The sequence below is a fragment of the Curtobacterium sp. MCPF17_047 genome (assembly GCF_003234045.1).
Taxonomy (GTDB): domain Bacteria; phylum Actinomycetota; class Actinomycetes; order Actinomycetales; family Microbacteriaceae; genus Curtobacterium.
In genome coordinates this window covers 42,904-63,151 of record NZ_QKSF01000008.1, presented here as the reverse complement: position 1 = coordinate 63,151, position 20,248 = coordinate 42,904, and the positions used below count along the sequence as shown (strand labels likewise).

The 20,248-nt window shown below is 72.6% G+C and carries 21 protein-coding genes; 14 read left to right on the top strand and 7 right to left on the bottom strand.

The annotated features are described in order from the left end of the window. Window positions 1–70 precede the first annotated feature (70 nt). Entirely contained in the window at window positions 71–736 is a 666-nt protein-coding gene (locus tag DEJ33_RS09730; protein ID WP_111194847.1) for a pentapeptide repeat-containing protein, read from the top strand. Beyond that, the gene (locus tag DEJ33_RS09725; RefSeq protein ID WP_111194846.1) at window positions 733–1,164 is read left to right on the top strand and encodes a DUF6314 family protein; all 432 of its coding nucleotides are present in this window, start codon (window positions 733–735) and stop codon (window positions 1,162–1,164) included. Before DEJ33_RS09730 ends, DEJ33_RS09725 begins: the two co-directional genes overlap by 4 nt. A gap of 3 nt (window positions 1,165–1,167) precedes the next feature. Here DEJ33_RS09725 and DEJ33_RS09720 read toward each other — a convergent pair whose 3' ends face one another. Next, entirely contained in the window at window positions 1,168–2,163 is a 996-nt protein-coding gene (locus tag DEJ33_RS09720; protein ID WP_111194845.1) for an NAD(P)/FAD-dependent oxidoreductase, read from the bottom strand. Between the two features lie 67 nt (window positions 2,164–2,230). Here DEJ33_RS09720 and DEJ33_RS09715 point away from each other — a divergent pair, with 67 nt between their 5' ends. Next, entirely contained in the window at window positions 2,231–2,848 is a 618-nt protein-coding gene (locus DEJ33_RS09715; protein ID WP_111194844.1) for a helix-turn-helix domain-containing protein, read from the top strand. A gap of 99 nt (window positions 2,849–2,947) precedes the next feature. Here the strand turns inward: DEJ33_RS09715 and xylB are convergent, their stop codons facing one another. From xylB to DEJ33_RS09700, 3 genes are all read right to left on the bottom strand, one after another. Next, window positions 2,948–4,456 carry a xylulokinase gene (gene xylB, locus DEJ33_RS09710; RefSeq protein WP_258374549.1) on the bottom strand — a complete coding sequence of 503 codons (1,509 nt, stop codon included), beginning with the start codon at window positions 4,454–4,456 and terminating at the stop codon, window positions 2,948–2,950. Next, the gene (xylA, locus tag DEJ33_RS09705; protein ID WP_111194843.1) at window positions 4,449–5,642 is read right to left on the bottom strand and encodes a xylose isomerase; all 1,194 of its coding nucleotides are present in this window, start codon (window positions 5,640–5,642) and stop codon (window positions 4,449–4,451) included. Before xylA ends, xylB begins: the two co-directional genes overlap by 8 nt. 128 nt (window positions 5,643–5,770) lie before the next feature. Beyond that, the gene (locus tag DEJ33_RS09700; protein ID WP_181436484.1) at window positions 5,771–6,520 is read right to left on the bottom strand and encodes a TetR/AcrR family transcriptional regulator; all 750 of its coding nucleotides are present in this window, start codon (window positions 6,518–6,520) and stop codon (window positions 5,771–5,773) included. 278 nt (window positions 6,521–6,798) lie between these two features. Here DEJ33_RS09700 and DEJ33_RS17685 point away from each other — a divergent pair, with 278 nt between their 5' ends. The 3 genes from DEJ33_RS17685 (at window position 6,799) to DEJ33_RS09680 (ending at window position 11,005) form a co-directional block, all read left to right on the top strand. Further along, complete coding sequence (locus tag DEJ33_RS17685) at window positions 6,799–8,508, top strand: GrpB family protein (RefSeq protein WP_111194842.1); 1,710 nt, start codon at window positions 6,799–6,801, stop codon at window positions 8,506–8,508. 126 nt (window positions 8,509–8,634) lie between these two features. Next, window positions 8,635–9,885, top strand: coding sequence for a Gfo/Idh/MocA family protein (locus DEJ33_RS09685; protein ID WP_111194841.1), 1,251 nt, complete (start codon window positions 8,635–8,637; stop codon window positions 9,883–9,885). A gap of 64 nt (window positions 9,886–9,949) precedes the next feature. Next, window positions 9,950–11,005, top strand: coding sequence for a LacI family DNA-binding transcriptional regulator (locus tag DEJ33_RS09680; protein WP_146242585.1), 1,056 nt, complete (start codon window positions 9,950–9,952; stop codon window positions 11,003–11,005). A 21-nt stretch (window positions 11,006–11,026) separates the two neighbouring features. On the opposite strand, the gene DEJ33_RS09675 is transcribed toward DEJ33_RS09680, so the two are convergent. Further along, window positions 11,027–11,233 (bottom strand): hypothetical protein, encoded by a 207-nt coding sequence (locus DEJ33_RS09675; protein ID WP_111194839.1) that lies wholly within the window; start codon window positions 11,231–11,233, stop codon window positions 11,027–11,029. Window positions 11,234–11,388: 155 nt separating this feature from the next. Between DEJ33_RS09675 and DEJ33_RS09670 the strand changes: the two genes are divergently transcribed. The 3 genes from DEJ33_RS09670 to DEJ33_RS09660 are packed head-to-tail and all read left to right on the top strand — an operon-like array spanning window position 11,389 to window position 12,916. Further along, on the top strand, window positions 11,389–11,946 hold the full coding sequence (locus DEJ33_RS09670; RefSeq protein WP_111194895.1) for an RNA polymerase sigma factor: 558 nt from the start codon (window positions 11,389–11,391) through the stop codon (window positions 11,944–11,946). Further along, window positions 11,943–12,536, top strand: coding sequence for a hypothetical protein (locus DEJ33_RS09665; protein ID WP_146242584.1), 594 nt, complete (start codon window positions 11,943–11,945; stop codon window positions 12,534–12,536). Before DEJ33_RS09670 ends, DEJ33_RS09665 begins: the two co-directional genes overlap by 4 nt. An 8-nt stretch (window positions 12,537–12,544) precedes the next feature. Then, on the top strand, window positions 12,545–12,916 hold the full coding sequence (locus DEJ33_RS09660) for a hypothetical protein (RefSeq protein ID WP_111194838.1): 372 nt from the start codon (window positions 12,545–12,547) through the stop codon (window positions 12,914–12,916). 195 nt (window positions 12,917–13,111) lie between these two features. On the opposite strand, the gene DEJ33_RS09655 is transcribed toward DEJ33_RS09660, so the two are convergent. Then, window positions 13,112–14,530, bottom strand: a complete 1,419-nt coding sequence (locus tag DEJ33_RS09655; RefSeq protein WP_111194837.1) for an MDR family MFS transporter — start codon at window positions 14,528–14,530, stop codon at window positions 13,112–13,114. A 120-nt stretch (window positions 14,531–14,650) separates the two neighbouring features. Between DEJ33_RS09655 and DEJ33_RS09650 the strand changes: the two genes are divergently transcribed. The 4 genes from DEJ33_RS09650 to DEJ33_RS09635 all read left to right on the top strand — a co-directional run bounded on the left by DEJ33_RS09650 (window position 14,651) and on the right by DEJ33_RS09635 (window position 18,373). Next, entirely contained in the window at window positions 14,651–15,235 is a 585-nt protein-coding gene (locus DEJ33_RS09650; protein WP_111076778.1) for a TetR/AcrR family transcriptional regulator, read from the top strand. Between the two features lie 137 nt (window positions 15,236–15,372). Next, on the top strand, window positions 15,373–16,566 hold the full coding sequence (locus DEJ33_RS09645) for a Gfo/Idh/MocA family protein (protein WP_111194836.1): 1,194 nt from the start codon (window positions 15,373–15,375) through the stop codon (window positions 16,564–16,566). 35 nt (window positions 16,567–16,601) lie between these two features. Continuing rightward, on the top strand, window positions 16,602–17,294 hold the full coding sequence (locus DEJ33_RS09640) for a ThuA domain-containing protein (RefSeq protein WP_111194835.1): 693 nt from the start codon (window positions 16,602–16,604) through the stop codon (window positions 17,292–17,294). Continuing rightward, the gene (locus DEJ33_RS09635) at window positions 17,291–18,373 is read left to right on the top strand and encodes a Gfo/Idh/MocA family protein (protein WP_111194894.1); all 1,083 of its coding nucleotides are present in this window, start codon (window positions 17,291–17,293) and stop codon (window positions 18,371–18,373) included. The genes DEJ33_RS09640 and DEJ33_RS09635 overlap by 4 nt, the downstream gene beginning before the upstream one ends. 73 nt (window positions 18,374–18,446) lie before the next feature. Here the strand turns inward: DEJ33_RS09635 and DEJ33_RS09630 are convergent, their stop codons facing one another. Then, the gene (locus DEJ33_RS09630) at window positions 18,447–18,932 is read right to left on the bottom strand and encodes a hypothetical protein (protein ID WP_111076775.1); all 486 of its coding nucleotides are present in this window, start codon (window positions 18,930–18,932) and stop codon (window positions 18,447–18,449) included. Window positions 18,933–19,211: 279 nt separating this feature from the next. On the opposite strand from DEJ33_RS09630, the gene DEJ33_RS09625 reads away from it, so the two are divergent. Next, complete coding sequence (locus DEJ33_RS09625; RefSeq protein ID WP_111194834.1) at window positions 19,212–20,219, top strand: LacI family DNA-binding transcriptional regulator; 1,008 nt, start codon at window positions 19,212–19,214, stop codon at window positions 20,217–20,219. The last annotated feature ends 29 nt before the right edge of the window (window positions 20,220–20,248 follow it).

Sequence of the window (20,248 nt, the reverse complement as noted above, 5' to 3'; positions counted from 1 at the left end):
TCCGCGGCGGCTGGCCGTCCGCGGCAGACTGCCGTCCGCGGCAGACTGCCGTCCGCGGCAGACTGGGCGCATGGCACGGAAGACCGGCGTCACGGCGCCCCGCATCACCCTCACCGAACCGACGGACCTCGAGGACTGGACGCCCGGGCCCGGCGACGTCCTGACCGGCGACCGCATCGAGGGCAAGCGCATCGGCGTCCTCGACCTGTCCGGCGAACGGCTGCCCGACCTGGAGGTCGAGGAGTGCCTCATCGAGACGCTCCGTGCCGGTGACGCGGAGCTGCGCGGCTTCCGGATCCGGGACAGCGTCGTCGAGGTCCTCGACGCCCCCGTGCTCCGTGCCGTCAGCAGTGCCTGGCGAGAGGTCCGGATCGCCGCCGGCCGTGTCGGCTCCGCCGAGCTGCACGACAGCTCGCTGGCCAGCGTCGAGTTCGTCGGCATGAAGCTCGGGTTCGTGAACCTCCGCGCCTCGACGCTGACCGACGTGGTCTTCCGCGACTGCGTGATCGACGAGATCGACATCGCCGACGCCCGACTGCTGCGGGTCTCGTTCCCGGGCAGCACCGTCCGCGAGTTCGCGGGCACGAACACCCGCATCGAGGACGTCGACCTGCGCGGCGCCGACCTCGACCGACTCGAGCGACTGGACGGCATGCGTGGCGCGACGATCGGCGGCGAGCAGTTGTTCACGCTCGCTCCGCTGCTGGCTGCCCAGGCCGGCTACCGGCTCGAGTGACGGACGCACTCACGCCCACCGACCTGATCGGCCGGTGGGCGCTCGAGCGGAGGGTGCACGACCGGCTCGCCGACCTGCACGGCACCGTCACCGGCACGACCGAGCTCACAGCGGTCGACGACGACACGGTGCGCTGGCACGAGACCGGCACGATGGTCCTCGGTGACCGCACGACCCCGGTGTGGCGGACGCTGACGGTCCGACGCGGCCCGGACGGCTGTGGTCCGGACGGCCGATGGCGGGTGTCCTTCGCCGACGGTCGTCCGTTCCACGACTGGGTGTGGGGAGTGCCGGTCGAGCACGCCTGCGCCCCCGACGACTACACGGGCCTGCTCGCCGGGACGACCGACCGGTGGAGCGTCCGCTGGCACGCGCGCGGGCCGGCGAAGGACCTGCTCCTCGAGAGCACGCTCACCCCGCTGCGCTGAGCATCAGCGTGTCGCACCGGCACCGGCACCGGCACCGGCACCGGCACTGATCGCTGCTGCGACGTCCGCCCGCAGCAGGTCGCCGTGCACCATCGCCCCGGTCTGTGACTCCGCCGCGGCCGAGGCGACCACCGTGAGCATCGCGTTCGCCGCGTTGCCGGCGGCGAAGACACCGGGGACCTCGGTCTGCCCGGTCCCCTCGACCGCGAGTACCCGGCCGAACAGCACGCCGTTGGCCTCCTGGTCGACCGGCGTCAGCCCGAGTCCGGCGGCCCACTCGACCCGGGCCTCGACCCGGCTCGCTGCGGCCAGGGCATCGAGTCCGATGACGGTCCCGTCCGCCAGCTCGACCCCGGACAGCGCATCGCCGTCCGAGAGCACGCGGGCGACCGGGGACCCGATCACGCGGATGCCACGAGCGGCGAAACCGGCCAGGACGGTGTCGTCGAGCAGGTCCGGATCCGCCACGAACGCCGTGACGTCGTCGCTCAGCGCGCGGAACATCTGCACCTGGTGCGCGGCGGCCGCCATCGTGACGAGGACCCCGATGCGTCGGTCGCGGACCTCCCACCCGTGGCAGAACGGGCAGTGCACGACCCCGCGGCCCCACTGCTCAGCGAGGCCGGGGACGTCGGGCAGCACGTCGACCGCGCCGCCGGCCACGACCACGCGGCGGGCAGCGACGACCTCGCCGGAGTCCAGGGTGAGCCGGAACCCGAGCGGGTCGTCGTCGGTGACCGGCGCGGCGGACGCGGCCACGATCCTCCCGTCCGTGACGGCGACCCCGTAGCGGGCCACCTCCTGTCGGCCGATGCGGACGAGGTCGCGAGGTGCGGTGCCCTCCTGGCCCAGGAGGTTGTGGACGCCTTCGGCAGGGGCGTTGCGGGGTTCGCCCGCATCGACGACCAGGACGGAGCGGCGCGAGCGCCCGAGGATGAGTGCGGCAGACAGGCCGGCGGGGCCGCCGCCGACGACGATGACGTCGAAGTGTTCAGACATGCGGCGATCTTCGGTCGCCGGCGATCAGGGTGGCAAGTGCTGTTGCCGGTGTGGCAAGATCGGCGGCATGACACTCGATCGGGAGGCGCGCCGCACCGAACCGACGACGGCTGACGTCGTCGACGCGGTCGGCCCGCGACTCCGGGCGCTCCGCACCCGGCAGGACGTCACCCTCGCAGCACTCGCAGAGCGGACCGGCATCTCGGTGAGCACCCTGTCGCGGCTGGAGTCCGGGCAGCGGAAGCCCACCCTGGAACTGCTGCTGCCGCTGGCGCGGGCGTACCAGGTGCCGCTCGACGACCTGGTCGGGGCGCCGCCGACCGGGGACCCGCGGGTGCACCTCAAGCCCGAGCGACACGGTCGCCGTGTCGTGATCCCGCTGACGAAGCGGACCGGTGGAGTGCGGTCGTTCAAGCAGCTCATCGAGCCGAACGACCACGGCTCGGACACCACGCTGAAGACCCACGAGGGCTACGAGTGGCTCTACGTCCTGTCCGGCCGACTCCGGCTGGTGCTCGGCGACGAGGTGTTCGACCTCGGCCCGGGCGAGGTCGCGGAGTTCGACACCCACACCCCGCACTGGGTCGGCAATGTCACCGACCAGGTGACCGAGGTGCTCTGCCTGTACGGACCGCAGGGGGAGCGGGCGCACGTGCGGTGGAAGCCCGCGCCGCGGCGGGACTGAACGGCGGTCGCAAAACGCAACGTCGGCGGCGAACCGCAACGCGATCGCGTTGCGTCTCGACGCCGACGTGGCGTTCTGCGGTCAGCCGAAGCGGCGCGGTCAGGCGACGGCGGCGCGGTACCGCTCGAGCACCTCGGGGTGCGGGTCCGCCGGGATCGACGTCGTCGGGATCGACCAGCCGGGGAGCTCCCCGGTGACGACCCACGCCGCCTGTCGTGCAGCGCCCGCGGCGACGTACTCGCCGGGCTCGGGCACCAGGACCTCGCGGCCGAAGACCTGCGCCGCGACCACGCGGACGGCCTCGTTCTGCGCGGCCCCACCGATGAGCAGCAGCCGTTCCACGGTGACACCGGTCCGCTCGACCGCGGCCAGGCCGTCGGCGAGGGCGCAGAGCATGCCCTCCACCGCGGCGCGGGCCAGGTGCGCCCGGTCCGTCGTGCCGGGCGTCATCCCGAGCAGCGAGGCGGTGGCGTCCGGCCGGTTCGGGGTGCGCTCGCCGACGAAGTACGGCACCAGGACGAGCCCGTCGGCACCGGCCGGCGCCTGCAGCGCCAGGCGACCGAGTTCGGCGTGGTCGATGCCCAACAAGCCGCCGATCACCTCGAGCACGCGCGCCGCGTTCAGCGTGGTGACGATCGGCAGGCGGGAGCCCGTGGCGTCCGCGAAGCCCGCCACCGTGCCCGTCGGGTCCTCGATGGCGGTGTCGGTCACGCCGAACACCGTGCCGCTCGTCCCGAGGGACACCGCGACGTCGCCCGCCGCCAGGCCGAGGCCGAGTGCGGCGCCCGCGTTGTCGCCCGCGCCCGCCGTGACGACGAGCCCGCGGGAGGCCCGCGCACCGCCCGGCAGGTCGACGTCCTGCTCGAGCGTGCCCATCGCCTCGGACGGCGCGACCACCCGCGGCACGATCACCGCGTCGCCGTCGTCACCGGTCTCGGCTCCGCGCAGCGGACGGCCCAGGGCGAGCTCGAACAGCTCCGGGTCGTACTCACGGCGTGCCGGGTCCCAGTAGGCGGTGCCGCTGGCGTCCGAACCGTCGGTCGCCAGGGCGTCCAGGTCCGGGCCGAGCGGGCTCTCGTCCGCCGGGCCGTAGCCGCGGAGGCGCCAGGACAGCCAGTCGTGCGGCAGCGCGACGGCGGCCACGCGGGCCACGTGCTCCGGCTCGGCGTCGCGGAGCCAGCGGAGCTTCGTGGCGGTGAACGAGGCCACCGGGACGAGACCCGTGCGGGCGACCCATGCCTCCCGTCCGAGTTCCTCGACCATCTCGGCGGCGGCGGCCGCGCTGCGGACGTCGTTCCACAGCAGTGCCGGGCGGATCACGCGACCGCCGGCGTCGAGCACGACCATGCCGTGCTGCTGGCCGCCGATGCCGATCGCGGCGACGTCGTCCAGACCGCCGGCGTCGGCGACGGCGGTGCCGAGGGCGTCCCACCAGGCGGCGGGGTCGACCTCGGTGCCGTCCGGGTGCGCGGCGCGGCCGGTGCGGACGACCTCGCCGGTGCCGGCCCGGCGGACGACGACCTTGCAGGACTGCGTGGACGAGTCGACCCCGGCGACGAGGAGGTCCTCGTCGCCGGGGTCGGTCGCGCTGGAGGCGATCTCAGCCACGAGCGCCCATCAAGTGCTCGAGGGCGAGCTGCTGCAGCTTGACGAAGCCGAAGCCCTTGCCGCCGAAGTACGCGTCGGCGTCGAACTCCTCGTAGGCGGAGGTGTCGGCGAGGAAGTCGTCGTACGACTCGCCCGCGTTCAGCGTCGGCTGCGCGAGCTCGGTGACCTTCGACGCTTCGAGGGCTGCCTGCACCTCGGGGTCGGTGCGGAAGGCCTGGGCACGCTCCTTGAGGAGCAGGTACATGCGCATGTTCGCGGCGGCCGAGTCCCAGACGCCCGTGATGTCCTCGGTGCGGGACGGCTTGTAGTCGAAGTGACGGGGGCCGTCGTAGGCGCGGCCACCCTGCGGTGCACCGTGCTCGAGCAGGTCGACGAGCGAGAACGCGTTCTGCAGGTCGCCGTGACCGAAGACGAGGTCCTGGTCGTACTTGATGCCGCGCTGACCGTTGAGGTCGATGTGGAAGAGCTTGCCCGAGTACAGCGCCTGGGCGATGCCGGCGGTGAAGTTCAGACCGGCCATCTGCTCGTGGCCGACCTCGGGGTTCACGCCGAACAGCTCCGGGCGCTCCAGGGTGTCGATGAACGCGATCGCGTGGCCGAGCGTCGGCAGCAGGATGTCGCCGCGGGGCTCGTTCGGCTTCGGCTCGATGGCGAACTTGATGCCGTAGCCCTTGTCGGTGACGTACTGGGCGAGGAGGTTGACGGCCTCGCGGTAGCGCTCGAGCGCAGCCTGGACGTCCTTGGCGGCGTCGTACTCGGCGCCCTCGCGGCCACCCCACATGACGAAGGTCTCGGCGCCGAGCTCGGCGGCGAGGTCGACGTTGCGCAGCACCTTGCGGAGGGCGAAGCGGCGGACCTCGCGGTCGTTCGAGGTGAATCCGCCGTCCTTGAAGACCGGGGCGGAGAAGAGGTTCGTGGTCACCATCGGGACGACGAGGCCGGTCGACTCGAGCGCGCCCTTGAGGCGGTCGATCTGGGTCTGCCGCTCGGCGTCGGTCGAGCCGAACGCGAAGAGGTCGTCGTCGTGGAAGGTGAGGCCGTAGGCGCCGAGCTCGTCGAGCTTCTCGACCGCCTCGACCACGTCGAGCTGGGGGCGCGTCGGGCCGCCGAAGGGGTCCGAGCCGTTGTACCCGACGGTCCAGAGACCGAAGGAGAACTTGTCGTCGCGGGTGGGCTGCACTGCCATGGGGGTCTGCCGATCGTCGTCGAGCGGATTTGTTGTCAGCGAGAACATATGCGACGAAGGGGCCGAGCGCAACCCCCGGTCGGGCTGGAGGCCGGGGCCGGGCCCGAGCCGCGCCTCCCGTCCGGCGGTCAGATGTCGTAGACCCCGTCGGCGGCCTCCCCGCCGACACCGGCCGCCCAGCCGCGACGGAGCCGTCCGGTCACGTCGCGGAACGCGGCCAGGACGTCGAGACCGTCCCGCAGCATGCCCTGGAGCTGCAGTCCCTCGTAGAGCGCGAGCAGCTGGTCGGCCGCGCGCCTCGGATCGATGGTCGCGGGTTCGCGGCCGGCGAGGACGTCCTGTTCGAACAGTCCGCGCACGGTCCGGTGGAACCCCGCGTACTGGTTGCGGTAGAAGGGCGCCGCCGGGTTCGCCGCGTCGGCACCGGCCGTCAGCGTGCTCACGAGCAGTCGCATCATCCGCGGGTCCGCCAGGTTCGCCGCGATCAGGCGCTCCAGGAACACGACGGCGCCGCCGCCACCGGCCGTCGCGAGCAGCGGCGCGATCCGGCCCTCGTGCCACCGCATCACGGCGACCGCGACCAGGCTCTCCCAGGTCGGGAACTGTCGTTGCACCACCTCCTGATCGACGCCGGCGGCTTCGGACACCGCAGCGCTGTCCGGTCGCAGCGTCTCACCGGTCCGGATCAGCTCGATCGTGACCGCGGCGATGTGCGCACGGAGCCGGGCCTGCTCCAGGTGGTCGTCGACAGCCGGGTCGTTGTCGACTCCGGACTCGGTGTCGAGCGCGGTGTCGGTGTCGGTGTCGGTGTCGGTGTCGGCGTCGGTCTCGGCGTCGATCTCGTCGGCGCTTCCGGCGGAGCGGGCATCGGTGGTCATCGCAGCCTCGGTTCGTCGTGAGCCCCCCGGGTGGACGGGGCTGTGCACCGGCAGTATCCCGGCGGTGCCGGACGGTCCGCGCGCCCCAGTCCTCGGGCCACGGGTCCCGGCACGCGCTCCGGCTGCGCTCCCCGGCGGATGCGGGGCACACCGTCGAGCTGCCCGGTGAGCCCGACGCGGTCGTGCAGGCCGCCCGTGCCAGCGTCACGGCACCGGCGCTCCTCCGCAGGGTCGCCGCGCGGCTCCGCGCGCCCGATCGGCGCTGGGATACTCGGCACATGTCCATCGACCCCGCAGAACGGTCCGGCTCCCGCCCCACGCTCGACGCCATCGCGCGCCGGGCGTCGGTGTCCCTGGCCACCGTGTCGAAGGTCCTCAACGGCCGCCCCGGCGTCTCCGAACCCACCCGGGAGCGCGTCGAACGCCTGCTCTCCGGCTCCGGCTACGCCCAGCGCGACACCCCGCCCGGTCCCGGCTCCCTCGTCGAGCTCGTCGTGGAGGACCTGGCCAGCGAGTGGTCGATCGAGATCGTCCGCGGGGTCGAGTCCGTCGCGCGGGAGCACGGGTACGCCCTGTCCCTCTCCGCGCTCGGCCCGGACCACGCCGTCGGCCAGGACTGGATCACCGGCGTCCTGCACCGACGACCCGCGGCCATCGTGCTGCAGTTCTCCGCCCTCACCGCCGGCCGTCGCGACCAGCTCCGCGCTCGCGGCATCCCGTTCACGGTCGTCGACCCGGTCGGCGACCCGCCCGCCGACGTCCCCGTCGTCGGTGCGACCAACACCACCGGGGGAGCGGCTGCGACGCAGCACCTGCTGGACCTCGGGCACACCCGCATCGCGGCGGTCGCCGGGCCGCTCGACATGGCCTGCGCGGTCGATCGGTTGGCAGGGCACCGTGCGGCGCTCGCCGCAGCCGGACTGGAGGCCCGTCACACCTCCGTCACGCCCGACCCGTCCGGCACACACGATCCGTCCGTCGTCGTCGCCCGGTTCAGCCGCGAGGACGGCGAACGTGCCGCCCGTGAACTGCTGGCCGCCGTGCCCCGGCCGACGGCGATCGTCACCGGCAACGACCTGCAGGCCCTCGGCGTACTCGACGCCGCACGGTCGCTCGGGCTCCGGGTGCCGGAGGACCTGTCCGTCGTCGGGTTCGACGACGTCGCTCCCGCACGGTGGGCCCGACCCGCGCTGACGACGATCCGGCAGCCCCTGCGGGAGATGGCCGAGCGGGCCACGCGGATGGCGCTGCGCCAGCACGCCGGCCTGGGCACGGACGGGCACGCGGGTGGTGCGCCGGACGAGCCGGTCCGGGTCGAGCTCGCCACGACGCTCGTGGTGCGCGACTCGACGGCCGCACCCGGGGCCGGGTCGGGGGACGAGCCTCCCGCCCGTCGCGACGCGACCGACGTCGAGCGGCGTGACGTGGCCACCGTCGAGCGCCGTGACGTGACCACCGTCGAGATCGTGGGCGGACCCGAGGCGCTGCGCGTCGGCCTGCACGACCACGACCCGGGCTGGGCGGTGACGTTCGCGGAGCACCGTGAACGGATCCTCCGCGCGGTCGGACCGCTCGACGTGCGGGTCGAGCACATCGGGTCGACCTCGGTGCCGGGCCTCGCCGCCAAACCGATCGTCGACCTGGTCGTCGTCGTACCGGACGTCACCGACGAGTCCGCGTACCTCGAGCCGCTCCTGGGCGCCGGGTACGAGCTGCGGGTGCGTGAGCCGGGCCACCGCCTGGTACGGACGCCGGCGCGGGACGTGCACGTGCACGTCCACGAGCGAGGCGCGACGGCGGTCGACGACCACCTGCTGCTGCGTGAGCGGCTGCGGAGCGACCCGGACGACCGGGCGCTGTACGAGCAGACGAAGCGGGCCCTGCTCAGCGGGACGTGGGACGACATGAACGACTACGCGGACGCGAAGACCGACGTGATCCGCGCGGTGATGGAACGGGCGCGGGTCGCAGGGGTGTTACCCGGGTAAGGCTCGTCGCCGACCGGCTGGGCAGGGGACCGTGATGACAGTTGACACGAGTAAACCCGTGCCGCCACACTTGCTGGACGCTCCGTCGGACCCGGCGGTGTGCAACGACGCACAGGAGGACAGCACATGACGTTCACCCTCGGCATGGTCGGTGCCGGCCAGTTCTCGTCCCACTTCGCCGCCCTGTTCCAGCTGCACCCCGGCATCTCGGCCGTGTACGCCACCGACGTCATCGAGGGCCGCGCGCAGCGGCTGGTCGACGACCTCGGCCTCGCCGGCACGTACGACGACCTGGACTCGATGCTCGCCGATCCCGCCGTCGACGCCGTCGCCGTGTTCACGCAGCGCTGGACGCACGGGCCGATCGTCGCCCGCGCACTGCAGGCCGGCAAGCACGTGTACTCCGCGGTGCCGATGGCCGTGACGCAGGAGGAGATCGCCGAGGTCATCGACCTGGTCACCGCGACCGGGCTGACCTACATGATGGGCGAGACCAGCCAGTACAACCCGGCGACGGTCTTCGCGCGGCAGAAGGCCGAACAGGGTGCGTTCGGCCGGGTGTTCTACGCCGAGGGCGACTACCTGCACGACATGGACCTCGGGTTCTACGACGCGTACAGGTACAGCGGCGGCGACGACTGGAAGGCCACCGCCAGCTACCCGCCGATGTGGTACCCGACGCACGCGATCGGCGGGGTCCTCGGCGCCATGCCGCGGCACGCGACGAGCGTCAGCTGCATCGGCGTGCGTGACGACCGCGACGACGGGGTGTTCGACAAGCAGGTCAGCATGTTCGACAACGACTTCTCGAACATGACCGCCCTGTTCGAGCTCGACGGCGGGGGCTCGATGCGCATCAACGAGTTCCGTCGAGTCGGCTACCCGTCCCCGATCCGCGAGAGCCGGTTCCGCTGGTTCGGCACCGAGGGCAGCTTCGAGCAGCTCGCGGCGACCTCGGTCTGGCAGGACAAGGACGGCGTGCAGGACGTCTCGGACCTGCTCGCCTCGGAGCCCGCGATCGCCCTGGACGACCCGCTGCTGGCGGACATCGCGCCGTCCCTCCGTGAAGCCTTCAGCTCCGGGCACGCGAAGGTCCATGCGGCCGAGGCCGAGCGTCTCCCGTCCGAGTTCGACGTCGCCCCGGACGGTCACGAGGGCAGCCACCGCTTCCTGGTCGACGACTTCGTCCGCGCCGTCGACGGCGGCGCGCTGCCCACCGTCAACGCCTGGGTCGCGGCCCGGTACACGCTCCCCGGCCTCGTCGCGTTCCAGTCCGCGCTGCAGGACGGCGAGCGGCTGCCGATCCCGGACTTCGGCGACGCCCCGGTGCCCGTCGGGTCGCCGCTGCCGGTCCGGAGCGAGCTGTCCGGAGCATGACCGGTCGGGCGGCGTGGCCGCGTGTGCGCCGCCCTGGGCCGGCCTCGGTGCGGAGCCGCAGGGCATGACGAACGGGACGCCGGCCCCGCGGAAGGCGACACGACGTGACGTCGCCCGGCTCGCCGGGGTGAGCGACGCCGTCGTCAGCTACACGTTGAACGGCACGGCACCGGTGGCCGCCGCGACGGCGGAACGGGTGCGGGCCGCCGTCGAACAGCTCGGGTACCGACCGAACCAGGCGGCACGCGCCCTCCGCTCCGGCTCCGCGGACACCCTCGCCTTCCTCGTGCCCAGCAGCAGCGACCCCGTCTTCACGAACCCGTTCTTCGGCGAGTACGCGAGCACCCTGGAGGCCGCGGCCCGCGACCGCGGGTACGCCCTGTACACGACGGCCACGTCGTTCCGACCGGACGAGGTGCTCGCCCGGTTCCGCGAGTTCGCCGCGCGCCAGATCGACGGGGTGCTGGTGCTCGCGGGGGACACCCCGCTCGACAGCGCGGCGCTCGACGGCGTGGGGCTGCCGTGGATCGCCCTCAACGTGGCCAGCCGTGAGCGCGGGGTCGCGAGTCTCGGCACCGACCTCCGCGCGGGAGCGGTCGCGGCGACGACGCACCTGCTCGAGCACGGCTACGCATCGGTCGGGTTCGTGGGACAGGACGACCCGACCGAACCCCGGTACATCGGGTGGCTGCAGGCCTGTGCGGCGGCCGGAGTGCCGGCCGGGCCGTTCGTGGCGGCCGAGGTCACCCGTCCGGGCGGTCGGGCCGCCGGACACCGGATCGCCGACGACCGGGCCCGCGTCGGCTCCGGTGCGCACCACGGGGGCCACCGACCACGTGCCCTCTTCGTCGCGTCCGACCGGACCGCGGTCGGGGTGCTGCGGGCCTTCCACGAGCGCGGTGTCCGGGTGCCGCAGGACGTCGCGATCGCGTCCTTCGACGGCTCCTCGGAAGCCGAGTACGCCTGGCCGGGTCTGACGACCTTCCGGCAGCCGGTCGACGAGATGGCGCGGAGCGCGGTCACGCGACTGCTGGCGGCCGACCGCGACCACGCGCACGAACTGTTCCCCGGCGAACTCGTCCTCCGACGCTCGTGCGGATGTCCGGACGACACGGTCTGAGGCCGGGCCGAGAAGCGGGCGTCAGAGGAAGCCGAGGTCGCGGCCGTCCAGGGCGTCGTTCCAGGTGGTCCGACCCTGGGGCTCTTCGGCGACGTGCAGTCCGCCGTGCCCCTGCGGGAGCCCGCAGTGCCAGCTGTCGAAACGACCCGGGCAGCCCTCGTCGCGGTCCGGTCCCGCACGTCCGACAGGTGTCACGGCGCGGGGATCGGTGGTCGGTCGGTCGTGCATCGTCTGCTTCCTGTCGGGACGCCCCCTCCTTGGACGGACCGACCGGGCATTCCGTCACGAATCCGTTCCGTGCGGGCGAGTCCGGGGGCGACGGTGCATGCTCGGATGCGGCCGTCGACCGGACGGACGAACCCCTGGACCGTCGGAAGGTGAGGATGCGCGACGATGACCCGCTCGGCCGCGCCGAGGACTCGACGCTCGTCGTCCGCGCCGTGGACGGCGACGTACCGGCCTTCGCCGTCCTCGCCCGTCGTCACGGTCCGCTGATGCGCGTCTACGCCGAACAGATGCTCGGATCGAACGTCGAGTCCGACGACGTCGTGCAGGAGTCGTTCCTCACCGGGTGGCGCCGTCTGTCGGACCTCGACACCCCCGCCCGCTTCCGGCCGTGGATGATGCAGATCGTCACCCGGAAGGCGATCGACCGGCTCCGCCGACGCCGGCACCACGACGACGTCGACGAGATCGAACCTCCCGCGGACCCGTCTCAGAGCCCGGAGCGTATCGTCGAGGCGCGGCTGCAGCTCGACGCGATGTGGGCTGCGTTGGACCGGCTCCCTGCCGACCAGCGTCGCTGCTGGCTGTTGCGGGAGACGGCCGGGTACAGCTACCAGGAGATCAGCGAGGCGCTCGAGCTGCCGGTCTCGACGGTCCGAGGGCTCCTCGCTCGGGCACGGCAGTTCCTGCTCCGGGAGATGGAGGCGTGGCGATGAGCGACGACGACCAGACCCTGCCTGCCGACGTCCTGCCCGACGCCGACCTCGACGGCCACACCTTCGACGAGCTCGCGGAGTACCTGGACCGCGGGCGGACCCCCCGGGACCCGGACATCGAGTCGTCCGCCGCCTGCCGCCTCGCCCTGTCGAACATGCAGCGCCTCCGCGAGCTCTCGGTCGACGCCATGCAGCGTCGTGCCGACGCCGACCCCGACCGCGAGAACGCCTGGATCGACGGCCTGCTCACCACGATCCGGGCGGAGATCACGTCCGGACGTGACGTCCCCGTCAGTCATCCGGACCCGCGGCTGCGACTCGTGCTGACCGAGGCCGCGGTCCGCAACCTCATCCGCCGCGCCGGTGACAGCACCGGCGGGATCGTGATGGGACGGTGCACCCTGACCGGTGACGTCTCGACCCCGGGCACGCCGATCACCGTCGACCTGACCGCGGCCATCGCCTACGGCCAGGTCGCCGAGCAGACCGCCGACCGCCTCCGACGTCGTGTGGTGGACGTGCTCACCCGTCACACCGAACTCGTCATCGAGCAGATCGACGTCCGTTTCGACGACGTCTACGTCCCCTAGGAGCACCCGTGGCCGACGACCAGGAGCTGTCCCGCCGCTTGACCGACGTCGCGCGCGGGACCGACGGCGTGAGCCACGTGTTCCCGGCGCAGTCGATCGTGCGGGTCGCGGCGGACGAAGTGGCGGCGCAACTCGAACTCCGTCAGCCGGGGACCATGGTGGACGTCCACCGCGGCGGTGGGGCCGTCCGGATCGCCGCGGAGGTCGCGGTCGACGGTGCTCGACCCGCGACGGAGACCGTGCGCGAGGTCGGTGAACGCATCCGCTCCGTCGTGGACGCCGAGCCCGGCCCTCGCCCCGACACCATCACGGTGGTGGTCCGGCTGGTCGACGACACCGTCGGGCTCACCGCGGACGACGTCGCGGCCGGTACGGTCTGACCCGACCGCATCCCGACGACGTCCGCCATCGCCACCCGCGACTGAGCCGGCAGGCCCTGCACTGCCGGGCCGTCAGCCCCGCACCTGCCGGTCGGGCACCGATCCGGCCGGCGTCGACGGCGTTCGCACGATGTGACGGACCCGGATGTGTCGCCGCGTGCCGCCCGCCGCCGCGGACGGCACGCCGCGACGCCGTCAGGAGCGGGTGCGGGGCATGAACCAGGCGAGCACGAGCGGGATCGCGCTCAGCCCGAAGACCCACCAGAACGTGCCGGTGAACGCGCCGGCCACCGCCGTCGGGGTGGCGGCCCCGGCGAGGAAGTGCTCCAGGATCACCGCGACCACCGTCACACCGAACGGGGCGCCGACGCGCTGGACGATGCTGAACGCCGCGCTCCCTCTCGGGGTCTCGGCCTGACTGAGGCTCGCGAACGCCAGGGTCATCACCGGGAGCGACGCCGCACCCATCCCGAAGCCCTGGACGAACTGCGCGGCCAGCAGCAGGACCGACTCCCCGCTGGCACCGGCCGTGGCGAACGGGACGATGCCGAGCATGAGCAGCACGACGCCGCCCGCCACGACGACCCGCTGGTCGATCCGGGCGGACATCTTGCGGCTGAGCACGATGAAGGCCATCGTGCCGAGTCCCTGCGGGATGAGCAGCAGCCCCGTCTGGAGCACGCTGACGCCGCGGACCTGCTGGTACCAGAGCGGCAGGAGGAACATCAGCGCGTACATCGAGAACCCGCCGACGAACGTGATGACGCTCGACAGGCCGAAACTGCGCCGGGCGAACACACGGACGTCGACCAGGGCCTGCGTCCCGCGACGGAGCGCGGTGAGGACGAACGCCACGAGGAGCGCCACGCCGACCGTGAGGGGGAGCCACGCCTGCACCGCACGGAAGCCCTCGGTACCGGTGAGTTGGCTCACGCCGAAGGCGACCAGAGCGACGCCGGGCGTCAGCAACACGAAGCCGAGCAGGTCGAACCGGTGGCCGCGCTGGCCGGTCGTCGCCGGCAGGTACCGCGGTGCGAGCACGAGTGCGGCGACGCAGATCGGGACGTTCACGAAGAACAGCCAGTGCCAGCTGATCGACTGGACGATCGAGCCGCCGATGATCGGGCCGAGGATCGGCGCGAGCTGCCCGATCAGGCCGATCGTCGCGATCGCCCGGCCGATCCGCTCGCGACCGGCGGCGCGGGTCAGGATCGTGATCGTCACCGGGAGCACCAGTCCGGCGCCGAGGCCCTGGAGCACCCGGAACACGACGAGTGAGGGCAGTGACCAGGCGAGACCGCACAGGAGCGAGCCGACCGTGAACAGGCCGACCGCGACCATCCACGTGGAGCGGGCACCGATCCGTTCCGAGAGCCAACCGGACACCGGGATCACCGAGACGTAGGCGAGCAGGTAGCCGGTCGCGATCCACTGCGTGTCGGCCACGGGTGCATGGAACACGCGGTGGAGGTGGTCGAGCGCGATGTTCACGATGGTCGTGTCGAGGAGTGTGGTGAGGGCTCCGAGCACCAGCACGAGGCTGATGGCGTTGAGCCGCCGGGCGCTCACCGGCGCGGTGTCGGTGGAGGGAGGGAGTGGGTTGGTTGTCGTCATGCTGCGCACACTACACCGTGCAGTGTAGTTCTCAGCAAGACCGGTAAGGTCAGCTATGTGGGAGCTGCCGTACCGTCGAGACCGCTCCGCCAGGGCCAGGCGGAGAAACGATCAGCGATCATGGCCGCTGCACGGGAACTCTTCGTGCGGGACGGCGTCGACCGCACGAGCATGGACGCGGTCGCCGCGCGGGCCGGAGTCTCCAAGCGCACCGTGTACGACTACTACGGCGACAAGCGCGGGCTGCTCCTCGGGGTCGTGGTCGACGCCGGCGAGTCCCTGGTCGCGTCGCTCCGGACGGCCCTGGACACGCACCTCTCCGACGAGGCGGACATCCCCGACACCGCCGCTCTGGAAGGCGCACTCACGGAGTTCGCCGTCGAGATCGGGTCGTCGATGCTCGGCTCCTCGGACTACGCCACCACCGTCAAGCTCATCTCGGAGAACCGCACGCTGCTGCCGGAGTTGGAGCAGCACCCACTGAACTCCGCCCCGGAAGAAGCTCTCGCCGAGCGGATCGCACACTTCGCGGGCACCGGCCTGCTCGACGCCGATGACCCGCGCCTGGCGTCGGACCACTTCAACGCGCTCACCACCCTGCTCGCCTGGAACAACTGGATCCCGGGTGAACCCGCGCGTGCCGAGGTCCGCGACATCATGACGAGCGGCGTGCACGCGTTCATGCGGGCGTACGGCGCACGCTGACGCGTCCGCATCGGGCGGAACGCGGTCGACGGCGCGAGACGGCGCACGAAAGTTTTCCGGTCCTCCCGTCCGGCTTGTCCCGGCCGCCCGCCCGTCCGTAGCGTCGACCGCAGACGCACGATGCGAGGGAGCATGCGATGACGGAGGACCGGTTGCGGGTCGCGATGATCGGGCACGGCTTCATGGGAGCCGCCCACTCGCAGGCCTGGCGGGTGGCGCCACGCTTCTTCCCGCTCGAGCGGGAGCCCGAGATGACCGTCGTGGTCGGCCGCGACCTCGAGCGCACCGAGGCGGCCCGCGACCGCTTCGGCTGGCAACGCGCCGAGACCGACTGGCGTCGCGTCGTCGAGGACCCCGACGTCGACGTCGTCGACGTCTGCTCGCCGGGGTCGTCGCACGTCGAGGTCGCGATCGCTGCCCTGGAGGCCGGCAAGCACGTCCTCTGCGAGAAGCCGCTCGCCAACACCGTCGCCGAGGCGGAGGCCATGGTCGCCGCCGCTTCGTCGGCCGCGACGCGCGGGGTGCGCTCGATGGTGGGCTTCAGCTACCGGCGCGTCCCCGCCCTCGCGTTCGCCCGGCAGCTCGTGCAGGCCGGCCGGATCGGCGAGGTCCGCCACGCTCGTGCGCTGTACCTGCAGGACTGGCTCACCGACGCGGACGGTCCGATGACGTGGCGGCTGGACGCGTCCCTCGCCGGGTCCGGCTCGCTCGGCGACATCGGCGCGCACGCCGTGGACCTCGTCGAGCACATCACGGGCGCGACGCTCGGCACCGTGAGCGGCACGCTCGAGACGTTCGTGCACGAGCGCCCGTTGCTCGCCGGGGGTGTCGGCCTGTCCGGTACAGCCTCGGAGGAGCGCGGCCGGGTCACGGTCGACGACGCGGCCTGGTTCCTGGGGCGACTGACGGGAGGCGCGGCCCGGCCCGGTGGGTCCGTCGCCTCGTTCGAGGCCACCCGGTACGCGACCGGGCGGAGGAACGGTCTGACCATCGAGATCAGCGGGTCCACCGGAGCGATCGCCTTCGACCTGGAGGCCATGAACGAACTCCGCGTGTACGACCAGGCCGCTCCGGCGGGCGAGCAGGGGTTCCGCCGGGTGCTCGTCACCGAACCGGAGCACCCGTACATGGCGCACTGGTGGCCGACCGGGCACACGATCGGCTACGAGCACACGTTCGTCCACGAGGTCGCCGACTTCGTCACCGCGATCACCACCGGACAGCAGCCCGAGCCGTCCTTCGCCGTGGGGTTGCACGTGCAGGACGTCCTGGACGCCGTGCAGCGGAGCGCCGCCGACGGCAGCGCCTGGACGACCATCCCCACGCGATGACCCCTCCCTCCCCCGAATCCTCAGGAGCAGCACCCATGCAACGCCAGGCACTCGTCGTCCGCGGCGGTTGGGACGGGCACATGCCCGTCGAGACCACCGAGCTGTTCAGCCCCTTCCTGCGCGACAACGGCTTCGACGTCCGTGTCGAGGAGGGCACCGCCGTCTACGCCGACCAGGCCGTGATGGACACGGTCGACCTCGTGGTGCAGGTCAACACGATGTCGACCATCGCGAAGGAGGAGTTCGCCGGCCTGCAGCGCGCCGTCCTCGCCGGCACCGGCATGGCCGGGTGGCACGGCGGCATCGCGGACTCGTACCGGGACAACGCCGACTACCTGCACATGATCGGTGGCCAGTTCGCCCACCACGCGGGCAAGCACCCGTCCGAGCGCGTCGGCGAGCAGTCCGACAACTACATCCCCTACACGGTGCACGTGACGGACCTCGGCCGCGAGCACCCGATCACGCAGGGCATCGACGACTTCGACCTGGTCAGCGAGCAGTACTGGGTGCTCAGCGACGAGTACGACGACGTGCTCGCCACCACCACCCAGGAGGCCCGGAGCTGGGACGCCTGGAACCGGCCGGTGACCTCGCCGGCGATCTGGACCCGGCAGTGGGGCAAGGGGCGGATCTTCGTCTCGGCGCCCGGGCACCGCATCGAGATCGTCGAGTCGCAACCCGTCCGCACGATCATCGAGCGCGGCCTGCTGTGGGCCGCCCGATGAGCGCCGCACCCCTCCGCGTCGGCATGGTCGGCGTCGGCAACATCAGCCGGCAGTACCTCGAGCAGTTCCCGTCGCTGCCCGACCTCCGGCTCACCGCGGTCGCCGACCTCGACACCGCCCGGGCTGCGACGGTCGCCGACGAGCAGGGCGTGCACGCCCTCGGGGTCGACGAGCTCCTGCAGTCGGACGAGGTCGACGTCGTGTTGAACCTGACGGTCCCGGCGGCGCACGCCGAGGTGGCACTCCGGGCACTCGCTGCGGGCAAGCACGTCTACGGCGAGAAGCCGCTCGCGCTGAGCACCGCCGAGGCATCTCCGGTGCTCGCCGCCGCCCGGACCGCGGGCCGGCGGGTCGGCAGCGCGCCGGACACCGTGCTCGGCACCGGTGTGCAGACCGCCCGCGCCGCACTCGACGAGGGTCGGATCGGCACGCCCGTCGCGGCCGCGGTGTCGTGGAGCGCGCCCGGCCACGAGCTCTGGCACCCGGCGCCCGGCTTCTACTACCAGCCCGGCGGCGGTCCACTGCTGGACATGGGCCCGTACTACCTGACCAGCCTCGTCACGTTCTTCGGGTCCGTCGTGCGCGTCAGCGGGAGCACCACCCGGTCGACCCGGGAACGCACGGTCGCGACCGGGCCGAACGCCGGGCAGGTCCTGGCCGTCGACGTCGACACCCACGTCGTCGCGATCCTGGAGCACGAGGGCGGGGTCGTCTCCACGCTCACGGTGTCGTTCGAGGTGTGGGCGACCGAGGCGCCGCTGTTCGAGGTGCACGGCACCGCCGGGTCGCTGTCGGTCGCCGATCCGAACCGGTTTTCCGACCCGACCCGGATCGCGGCGCCTGCGGACCGGACGTTCCGGGAACTGCCCGTCCTCGCCGGGTTCCCCGACGCCGGACGGGGCGTCGGTCTCGCCGACATGGCGCGGGCGATCGCGTCGGGGGAGCCGCACCGGGCCTCCGGTGACCTCGCGTTCCACGTGCTCGACGTCATGGAGTCCATCGTGACCGCGGGGCGGACGCACGGCGTCGTCGAGGTGGTGAGCCGGGCCTCCCGGCCGGCGGCGGTCCCGCTCGCGTAGCCCGGCGGACGGGCATCGCAGCGGCAGGTCCGGTGCGGTGATCGGTCGGTCGGCGCGAGGGACCGCGCTCCCGTCAGCCGCCGGACGCCGCCGAGATGGCGACCGGCGACCCGGCCGCGCCGCAGGCCGCCCCGACCGACGCGACGGCGTCCTGCAGCCCGACGTCGTCCGGGTCGAGCGCGAGCGCCGAATCGGTGGCCGGGTGGTCTGTCAGCCACGTCTGCAGTGCGCCGACCGACGTGCCGACGTCGCCGACGGACGGGAGCCGTTCGTAGACGAAGCGCGCGGCGTCGAGTCGGGACCGGTACGCCTCGTCCCCGAGCTCACCGCGCTGGTGTGCGTCGGCGGCGTTGAACGTGATGGTCTCGACGGCGCTCACCTGCCCGCACACCGCTGCGGCGCTGACGTCGGTGTCGCCCGGGGGCAGCGCCCGGGGCGTCGCGCTGACGGTCACGGTCTTCGTCGGTGCTGGTTCGTCGGCCGTGCACCCGCTGAGCGTCACCACCCCGACGGTGCCGATGACGAGTGCGGTGATGACGTGCGCGCTGCGTGCCCCCATGCGGTCGATCCTGGCAGGGGAACCCGCCTCCACACCCTCGTCGTCGTCCGGATGATGCCGATCCGTGATGTCCGGCCCCGCTCTTCCAGCGGCGGGCGCGTCCGATGCCGACGGGAGGTGGGCACATGGCGCGCTCCATTTGTCGGCATCGCCGACAAATGGGTTGCGCGAAGCGCTTCGACGCTGTTAACGTCGCCGTCGCAAGCTCGTCGAAGCGCTTCACAAGCCCTCCACGAGCCGCCCGACAGCAGCGACGAACGAGCACGAGGAGGTGCGCGCATGGTGACGATCCACGAGGTGGCGAAGGCCGCGGGCGTGTCGATCTCGACCGTCTCGTACGCCCTCTCCGGCAAGCGCAGCATCTCCGCCACCACCCGCGAGCGCATCGACCGGGCGGTCGCGGACCTGGACTACCGCCCGAACGCCGGCGCCCGGATGCTCGCCGGCGCCCGGACGAACATCCTCGCGCTGTCCGCCCCGATCCGGGAGGACGCGCACCTGCCGACGCACATGCGCTTCGTCACAGCGGTCGTCGAGGCTGCTCGGGCGCACGACGACGACGTCCTCCTGCTCGCCCGCGACGACGAGGTCACCGGCATCCGTCGCGTGGTCGACAGCTCGCTGGTCGACGGGGTCGTCGTGCTCGGCGTCTCCACGGACGACGAGCGGGCCGAGGTCGTGCGCCGTTCCGGTGCCGCGGCCGCGTTCGTCGGCGTCCCGGGTGACACCACGGGCCTGACCTGCATCGACCTGGACTTCGCCGAGGCCGGACGCGAATCCGTCCGGGCGCTCGCCGCCGCCGGGCACCGCAGCATCGGGGTCATCGGGCACCCCGCCACCTACGTCGAGCGGCACACCGGCTTCATCCGCCGGTTCGCCGACGCGTTCGAGGACGAGTGCCGGTCCGCCGGCATCGCGACCCTCGCCCGGTACCCGTCCCTCGACCGCGTCGACCAGCGTGCGGCCGCCGACGAGCTGCTCGCCGGCCTGCCCGACATGACGGCGCTCGTGTTCCACTGCAACGAGCCCGTCGTCGAGGCCGTCCTGGCCCACCTCGTGTCCCGGGGCATCCGTGTCCCCGAGGACGTCTCGGTCGTCGCCGCCTGCGCGAGCTACGACACCGACGCGCTCGAGGTCCCCCTGTCCACCATCCCCCTCCCGCTCGAGGAGATGTGTCGCGGCGCCGTGGAGGGCGCCGTCCGTCAGGTCGACGGTGCCCGTGAACCGGGCGTCACACTCCTCCGACCGCGGTTCATCGACCGCGGGTCCATCCGACCGGTGCACTGACCGGACACGGCTCCACCGGCGTCTTCGGC

Coding starts and splice junctions, on each gene's coding strand:
- DEJ33_RS09720 (WP_111194845.1), bottom strand. CDS start 2,163: ATGTCTGAACACTTCGACGTCATCGTCGTCGGCGGCGGCCCCGCCGGC.
- DEJ33_RS09700 (WP_181436484.1), bottom strand. CDS start 6,520: ATGACCACCGATGCCCGCTCCGCCGGAAGCGCCGACGAGATCGACGCC.
- DEJ33_RS09645 (WP_111194836.1), top strand. CDS start 15,373: ATGACGGAGGACCGGTTGCGGGTCGCGATGATCGGGCACGGCTTCATG.
- DEJ33_RS09685 (WP_111194841.1), top strand. CDS start 8,635: ATGACGTTCACCCTCGGCATGGTCGGTGCCGGCCAGTTCTCGTCCCAC.
- DEJ33_RS09675 (WP_111194839.1), bottom strand. CDS start 11,233: ATGCACGACCGACCGACCACCGATCCCCGCGCCGTGACACCTGTCGGA.
- DEJ33_RS09650 (WP_111076778.1), top strand. CDS start 14,651: ATGGCCGCTGCACGGGAACTCTTCGTGCGGGACGGCGTCGACCGCACG.
- DEJ33_RS09670 (WP_111194895.1), top strand. CDS start 11,389: ATGCGCGACGATGACCCGCTCGGCCGCGCCGAGGACTCGACGCTCGTC.
- DEJ33_RS09665 (WP_146242584.1), top strand. CDS start 11,943: ATGAGCGACGACGACCAGACCCTGCCTGCCGACGTCCTGCCCGACGCC.
- DEJ33_RS09625 (WP_111194834.1), top strand. CDS start 19,212: ATGGTGACGATCCACGAGGTGGCGAAGGCCGCGGGCGTGTCGATCTCG.
- xylA (WP_111194843.1), bottom strand. CDS start 5,642: ATGGCAGTGCAGCCCACCCGCGACGACAAGTTCTCCTTCGGTCTCTGG.
- DEJ33_RS09680 (WP_146242585.1), top strand. CDS start 9,950: ATGACGAACGGGACGCCGGCCCCGCGGAAGGCGACACGACGTGACGTC.
- DEJ33_RS09715 (WP_111194844.1), top strand. CDS start 2,231: ATGACACTCGATCGGGAGGCGCGCCGCACCGAACCGACGACGGCTGAC.
- DEJ33_RS09630 (WP_111076775.1), bottom strand. CDS start 18,932: ATGGGGGCACGCAGCGCGCACGTCATCACCGCACTCGTCATCGGCACC.
- DEJ33_RS17685 (WP_111194842.1), top strand. CDS start 6,799: ATGTCCATCGACCCCGCAGAACGGTCCGGCTCCCGCCCCACGCTCGAC.
- DEJ33_RS09655 (WP_111194837.1), bottom strand. CDS start 14,530: ATGACGACAACCAACCCACTCCCTCCCTCCACCGACACCGCGCCGGTG.
- DEJ33_RS09635 (WP_111194894.1), top strand. CDS start 17,291: ATGAGCGCCGCACCCCTCCGCGTCGGCATGGTCGGCGTCGGCAACATC.
- DEJ33_RS09640 (WP_111194835.1), top strand. CDS start 16,602: ATGCAACGCCAGGCACTCGTCGTCCGCGGCGGTTGGGACGGGCACATG.
- DEJ33_RS09730 (WP_111194847.1), top strand. CDS start 71: ATGGCACGGAAGACCGGCGTCACGGCGCCCCGCATCACCCTCACCGAA.